This is a genomic window from Mesorhizobium sp. P3_A9, from assembly GCF_056402975.1.
Genome location: NZ_JBFUGJ010000331.1, coordinates 1 through 6425, shown reverse-complemented (window position 1 = coordinate 6425; position 6425 = coordinate 1). Strand labels below are relative to the sequence as shown.

The 6425-nt window shown below is 62.4% G+C and carries 7 protein-coding genes; 4 read left to right on the top strand and 3 right to left on the bottom strand.

Annotation, left to right across the window (positions count from 1 at the left end; translation table 11 throughout):
* Positions 1–106: 106 nt before the first annotated feature.
* Positions 107–1360, bottom strand: coding sequence for an MFS transporter (locus AC1DX0_RS28845; RefSeq protein WP_477357811.1), 1254 nt, complete (start codon positions 1358–1360; stop codon positions 107–109).
* Positions 1361–1477: 117 nt separating this feature from the next.
* Between AC1DX0_RS28845 and AC1DX0_RS28840 the strand changes: the two genes are divergently transcribed.
* Both AC1DX0_RS28840 and AC1DX0_RS28835 read left to right on the top strand, forming a co-directional pair.
* Positions 1478–2143, top strand: a complete 666-nt coding sequence (locus AC1DX0_RS28840; RefSeq protein ID WP_477357808.1) for a GntR family transcriptional regulator — start codon at positions 1478–1480, stop codon at positions 2141–2143.
* 131 nt (positions 2144–2274) lie between these two features.
* Positions 2275–2508 (top strand): DUF982 domain-containing protein, encoded by a 234-nt coding sequence (locus AC1DX0_RS28835; protein WP_244506945.1) that lies wholly within the window; start codon positions 2275–2277, stop codon positions 2506–2508.
* 54 nt (positions 2509–2562) lie between these two features.
* Here AC1DX0_RS28835 and AC1DX0_RS28830 read toward each other — a convergent pair whose 3' ends face one another.
* Entirely contained in the window at positions 2563–2709 is a 147-nt protein-coding gene (locus tag AC1DX0_RS28830) for a hypothetical protein (RefSeq protein WP_081850368.1), read from the bottom strand.
* A 194-nt stretch (positions 2710–2903) separates the two neighbouring features.
* Here AC1DX0_RS28830 and AC1DX0_RS28825 point away from each other — a divergent pair, with 194 nt between their 5' ends.
* Positions 2904–3875: a glycosyl transferase family 90 gene (locus AC1DX0_RS28825; RefSeq protein WP_477221146.1), complete on the top strand. Its 972-nt coding sequence runs from the start codon at positions 2904–2906 to the stop codon at positions 3873–3875.
* Between the two features lie 67 nt (positions 3876–3942).
* Here the strand turns inward: AC1DX0_RS28825 and AC1DX0_RS28820 are convergent, their stop codons facing one another.
* A complete protein-coding gene (locus tag AC1DX0_RS28820) occupies positions 3943–4986 on the bottom strand; it encodes an aldo/keto reductase (protein WP_477221147.1) in 1044 nt (347 codons plus the stop codon).
* A 281-nt stretch (positions 4987–5267) separates the two neighbouring features.
* On the opposite strand from AC1DX0_RS28820, the gene ppk2 reads away from it, so the two are divergent.
* Entirely contained in the window at positions 5268–6188 is a 921-nt protein-coding gene (gene ppk2 / locus AC1DX0_RS28815; RefSeq protein ID WP_477357806.1) for a polyphosphate kinase 2, read from the top strand.
* Positions 6189–6425: the final 237 nt, after the last annotated feature.

The following is a 6425-nucleotide window of genomic DNA, read 5'->3' as shown; positions in this document are numbered from 1 at the left end:
GCGCCACACCCGCCGCGCCGACAAGGCCACCGGCAAACACAAGGATACGGCTGGGTTCGGCGGAATTCATCTCGGCTAGATCCCTCTTGCAGCGATGTGGAGCCTCTTAAGGTTCACTCGCTTCCAGCGCCATATGCCGTGTGCGCCGCGATTGGACAATCCAGTTGTAGACGGCGCCGCCAGCCATCAGGGCAGATGTACCGAGGAACACCGCCGGCATGCCAAAATGGCCGCCGACGAAGCCGCCGGTCAATGGTCCTGCAACCTGCCCGACATATTGCGCCGAGATCGCCAAGCCAAGCACATTGCCGCCGACGCCATCCGGGATGTTGTGGCGGATGACGCTGGTGATGCAAGGCAGCAGGCCGCCGAGCGCCAGGCCCATCAGGAAACGCAGGCCGATCAGTTGCCAGCCATTGGTGACGAAGGCCTGCGGAATGAGCAGCAGGGCCGAGACGGCCAGCGCCCCAACGACGACGTTCCAATGGCCGACACGGTCAGCGAGCTTGCCCAGCCATGACGCCGACAGGATCGTGCCAAGGGCTGCCGCAGACATCACCACGCCGGCGACCATCGTCACCTGGCTCTGATCCTCGATGAGCTGCTGCACATAGACGGTGATGATCGGCTCGATAGACATGGTGGCGAAGGCGAGCAGCATGCCGGTTGTCAGCATGGCCACCACAGGGCGCTTGTCCGGAATCTGCGACCAGCCGCTCTTCGGCTTCACGCTTGATGCCGCCTTGGCCGCCTGTGGGCGCGGATTCTCCTTGATCAGGAATGTCGTCGCCAGAAAGGCGAGGAAGATCATGCCACCCGACAAAAGGAAGGTGGTGCGGATGCCGATCARKGGCGGCAGYRCGCCGCCRAGCAGGGGRCCKACCAGCGACCCCGCCGTAATGCCTGCCGACAGGACGCCCAGCGCCCCGCCGGAGCGGTCCTTCGGCGTCTGCATGGCCACCAATATGGTCGAACCCGAGGAATAGCCGCCGGCAAAGCCGATCAGCAGGCGCAGCAGCACCAGTTGCCAGACCGACTCGACCATGCCTGTCAGCGACATGCAGATCGCCATGCCGAAACTGGCGCGCACCAGCATCACCTTGCGGCCGTAGCGGTCGCCCAGCCGCCCCCACAGCGGCGCGACCAGGGCTGCGGCGAAGAAGGTGGCGCCATAGGCGATGCCGGACCACTGCACGATCGCCGCGTGGCCCTGCGCGCCGAGCTGTTCGACATAGAGCGGCAGGAAGGGCAACAGCAGGGTCATGGCGATGAGCGTGCTGAACGACCCCGCGAAACAGACGGCGAGATTGCGCCGCCAGTGGATGTTGTAGCCGCTCTGTTGCGTGTCTTCCTGTGCCATGTCCTGCCTGCCCGATATCAGCGCTTGTTGCGGATACCATTTTGGGATACCAAACCGGTATCCGTCATGAACTCCAACCCAGGCGCTGTCAATGCGGCTTGGGAAAAGGGCAGCGCAATGTCGCAGATGCAAAATGTCGAACGACAGTTGCGCGAGATGATCCTGGGGCTCGAGATCGGTCCAGGCGAGAAATTGACCGAGCGCTGGATCGAAGCCCGCTTCGGCGCCTCGCGTACGCCGGTCAGGGCAGCATTGCTGCGCCTGGAGACCGAGGGGCTGGTCGGCAGGGATGGCCGCGGCTGGACGGTGTCGCCCATCAACCTCGCCGAACTCGAGCAGATCGCGGTCTATCGCGAAGCGGTCGAGGTGGCGGCTTTGCGGCTGACATGCATGCACCACGAAAGCAGCGCCATCGACGTCATCGAGGCGATGCTCGATTCCTGCGACGAAAACACTGTGCGGGAGGAATGGCATCGCGTCGGTATGGATTTTCACATCGAGCTGGCGCGCCTGTCGGGCAACGAATTCCTGTTCAGGGCCGTGCGCGATGCCATGACGCGCCTGTCGCGCGCCCGCTGGCTGGAGGTGCGTGACGARGCAGCCCTTGGCCGCGCCTGGGCCGAACACCRCGCCATTCTGGCGGCAACGCGCCTTGGTGAGGCCGATGAAGCGGCGCGCCGGCTTTCAGCCCATATCGTCGGCAGCCGCGACCGGCTGGTGAYGTCGCTCGCCAACGACCGGCGCGGTCTTCGTGCCCGGGGCTTTGCCGTCGTCGCCGCTTAGCGCGCTCTATGCAGGGCAGGGGCCCGCCGGGCAAAAGAGGCTGCGTCTGATGCGAACAGCACTTTCGGCCTCGCTTCGCGMAYGCYGATGGCGTAAGAGCGGCGATGGAAAACAACCGATTTGATACACCCGTGACCGTCAAGTCCGTCGCGGCGGGAAGCACTCAGCTCTTGCGCACGGCGCGCGAGGCTTCCGATTACCTCCTCAACAGCTGGCCCGGCAAGCGCAGTCCCAAGCATCGCGCAGCGCTGCAGGCCTGCCACGACGCGCTGGCCGGCGACAAGCCCGCCATGAACGCCAGGCGCGCCTTTATCGCCGCGGCGCGTGAAGTGGACGTTTTTGTCAGCGACAAAGCGCCCGCCTGACGCAGGGCGACAATCCAGATTGAGGCAAGGCCCGCATGTGCGGGCCTTTTGCCGTCATTCCGCGGTTTCGGTCTTAGTCTCGCTTTCGGGCTGCGAACGCTCCCGCGCGGCAACCTTGGCCGCCAGCTTTTCGGCCTTCTTCGCCGCTTTCTGCCGGTCGCGTTCCTTGCGTTCCTGATCGTAGTTTGGTGCTCGCGCCATATCGGCTCCTTTTCATCGCCTTGCGGCTCTGACCCTGCCTAGGAGCATTAGCCGTCAAACACAACAGCTGAAGCGACAGTGCGGGCGCAGCCTCGGAAATCTGAGGGGGCTTGCCAGATCGGCGCCACAATGATGTAGGAAACGCGGGGCGCCGGCGTGTTGAGAGCTGCCTGTTTGTTTTGATCAAGTGAATCATGGCCTCAATCGCGCGAACGTCGGCAAAGGTTTTCTATTATGCGCGAAACGCCGCGCGCGATATCGTTCCACAAGCCCTGTTCCGCCGCAGGCTGGCCGCTCGCCTCGAAAAGGCCAGGCTTTGCGATGATGCGGCGCGCCGACGGTTGAATTACTACAACAAGCTGCAGGATGGTTTCGCGCCAAGCGCCAATGCCATGCGCATCAGCAAGCTGCCCTTCACGCCGACCATGTACTATTATGACCTTAAGGAATTCGCCCGCTACTTCGATCCCGGATTGCTCATCGACATCGAATTCGGCGACGTCAAGAATGTGCCGAAGGTGCCGACGATCGTAAAGGACCGGCCGATCCTTGATGACGACAAGAACGCGGTCATCATGAAGCTCGACAAGTTCCGTCACTTCCAGATGCCGGCCGACGCCATCTCTTTCGCGGACAAGCTGCCGGCCGTGGTCTGGCGCGGTGATCTCAACAATCCGATCAGGACACGGTTTCTGCAAGTGGCGCGCGACCTGCCATTCTGCGATGCCGGCTCGCACAAGCCGAACGCGCCGGCCGAATATGCCAAGCCCTTTCTCAGCATCAGCCAGCACCAGCGCTATCGCTACATCGTCTCGCTCGAGGGCAATGACGTGGCGACCAACCTGAAATGGATCTTGAACTCGAAGTCGCTCTGCCTGATGCCACCACCGACATACGAGACTTGGTTCGCGGAGCGTCAGCTCGAGGCCAATGTCCATTATGTGCCGCTCGAAGCTGATTTCTCCGACCTCGCCGAACATGTGGCCTATTTCGAACGGCACCCGGCGAAGGCAGAGCGCATCATCGCGGCCGCGAATGGCTATTGCCGGATATTCAACGACGAACACACCGAACAGGCGATCTCGCTTCTGGTGCTCTATAAATATTTCGTGCTGAGCGGCCAGATCAAACCTGACGCGGACGTCTGGCGCTACATCATGGGATGAGCAATTTGCGCGTCAAAAGGTGGAGACCGGCGAGCTTGGACCCGCCGGCCTCTCGTCAAATCTGTCCCTATACGCCGCTTCGGTCAATCACGAGATCGGCAGCACCAAAGCGAGCCTTCGCCGTCAATTGCTGGTGCCAATAGGGGTAGAGCAAAGGCGGCCGGCTGACCGCGTCGAGGCGCTGGCGTTCTTCCGGGCTGAGCTCCAGGCTTGCCGCCGCGAGATTGTCCTTGAGCTGGACATCGTTGCGGGCGCCKATCACCAGCGAGGAGACGGCGGGGCGGCCGAGCAGCCAGGCAAGCGCCACTTGCGCCGCGGACACACCGCGGGCCTTGCCGATCTCGACCAGCACGTCGACGATCTGCCACAGCCTGTCCTCGTCGCGGATCGGCGGCTCGGACCAGCCGGCCAGCTGCCGCGCGGTCGGGCTGTCGCGGCGGTATTTGCCCGACAGCAGGCCGCCGGCGAGCGGGCTCCACACCAGCACGCCCAGCCCCTGGTCGACCGAAATCGGCAGCAGYTCGTATTCGGCYTCGCGSGCYTCCAGCGTGTAGTGGATCTGCTGGGTGACGAAGCGTTGCTGGTGACGGCTGTCGCTGATCCCGAGCGCCTTCATCACTTGCCAGCCGGACCAGTTGGAGCAGCCGATATAGCGCACCTTGCCCTGGCTGACCAAAGTGTCGAGCGCGGCGACCGTTTCCTCGACCGGGGTAAGGCCGTCCCACTGGTGGACGAAATAGATGTCGATGACGTCGGTCTTCAGCCGCTTCAGGCTCTTTTCGCATTCGCGGATCAGATGGTGGCGCGACAGGCCTTCGTCGTTCGGCCCGCTGCCGATCCGCATCCGCGCCTTGGAGGCGATCAGCACATCGTTCTTGCGCTTGCCGCCGAGCGCTTCGCCGATGATCTCTTCCGACAGGCCGTTCGAATAGACATTGGCGGTGTCGATGAGGTTGATGCCGGCGTCGATGCACGTGTCGATCATCCGTTTGGCTTCGGTAAGATCGCTGTTGCCGACCGCGGCGAATGGCCCGGTGCCACCGAAAGTCATGGTGCCAAGGGTGAGTGTCGAAACCTTCAGGCCGGAACGGCCGAGAGTACGGTATTCCATGTCAGTCCTCGCGATTGTGTTGAATTGGGGCGCCGCCAAAGGGCAGCCCGGAATGCGACCGGGGATTTGTAGGACAATTTGGTCGGCTTGTCGCCATGCCAGGACGGCGGATCGATCATGCCTCGCGGGATTGGCAGTGACGGTAATCGCGCTCGGGCTGCAATAAAACCGTCACTGCCGGCCTATATTGAATTCGGCTAAGGTGTTTCCATTCCAGGCCGCGGGCCAGCAGTTTGGGGTGCCGGACATGAACCGACAGGCTTGCAAGCGGAGCGACCGATATGACCGAGCTGAGACAGAATTCTCCCGCCAAGGACTGGCTCGAAGCCGAACTCGCCGACACGCTCGACGAAGATTATGAGCTCGAGATGTCGGAGCCGGCGCTGTCGATGGAGATCGCCAAGATCTACAAGAACGCGCATCCGCCTTCGATCGATCGCATGCAATATTTTCGCGACCTGATCAGCTTGCAGTCCGAATTGATCAAGCTGCAGTCCTGGGTCGCCTACCACAAGAAGAAGCTGGTGGTGATTTTCGAGGGCCGCGAYKCSGCCGGCAAGGGCGGYGTCATCAAGCGCATCACSSARMGSCTCAATCCGCGCATCTGCCGCGTCGTGGCGCTGCCGGCGCCGACCGAGCGCGAGAAATCGCAATGGTATTTCCAGCGCTATGTGCCGCATCTGCCGGCTGGCGGCGAGATCGTGCTGTTCGACCGCTCCTGGTACAACCGCTCCGGCGTCGAACGGGTGATGGGTTTTGCCGATGGCGGTCAGGTCGAGGAATTTTTCCGCGACGTGCCGGAGTTCGAGCGCATGCTGGTGCGCTCGGGCATCACTGTGGTGAAATACTGGTTCTCGATCACCGATGAGGAACAGCAGATGCGCTTCCTGATGCGCATCCACGATCCGATGAAGCAGTGGAAGCTGTCGCCCATGGACCTGCAGTCGCGCGTGCGCTGGGAGCAATACACCAAGGCCAAGGAAGAGACCTTCGCCCGCACCAACATTCCCGAAGCGCCATGGTTCATCGTCGAGGGCAACGACAAGAAGCGGGCGCGGCTGAACTGCATCGATCACCTGCTCAAGCAGATGCCGTATGAAGAGGTGCCGCACGAGGAGATCACGCTGCCGGAACGCGTCTTCAATCCCGAATACGAGCGCCAGACGCTGCCGCGCGAGCTTTACGTGCCGGAGAAGTATTGAGCAYCTTTTCCTTCTCCCCGTTTCACGGGGAGGTGAGGAGTGGTCTGCGCAGCAGACGAAAAGCCAACTGCTTGGCTTTTCGAACGACGAACGCCGAAGGGCGGATGAGGGGCGGCGCCAGCGTTGGCGATTGAGCCCCAATTCGATGCCATTGGTAGCTTGCCGCTAGCCTCCAAAAGGTCAGCGCCGCCCCTCATTGCCCTGCCGGGCATTTCTCCCCGTAGAACGGGGAGAAAG

Excerpts from the sequence above, each read along its gene's own strand:
- AC1DX0_RS28830 (WP_081850368.1), bottom strand. The coding sequence starts at position 2,709 with ATGGCGCGAGCACCAAACTACGATCAGGAACGCAAGGAACGCGACCGG.
- AC1DX0_RS28825 (WP_477221146.1), top strand. The coding sequence starts at position 2,904 with ATGGCCTCAATCGCGCGAACGTCGGCAAAGGTTTTCTATTATGCGCGA.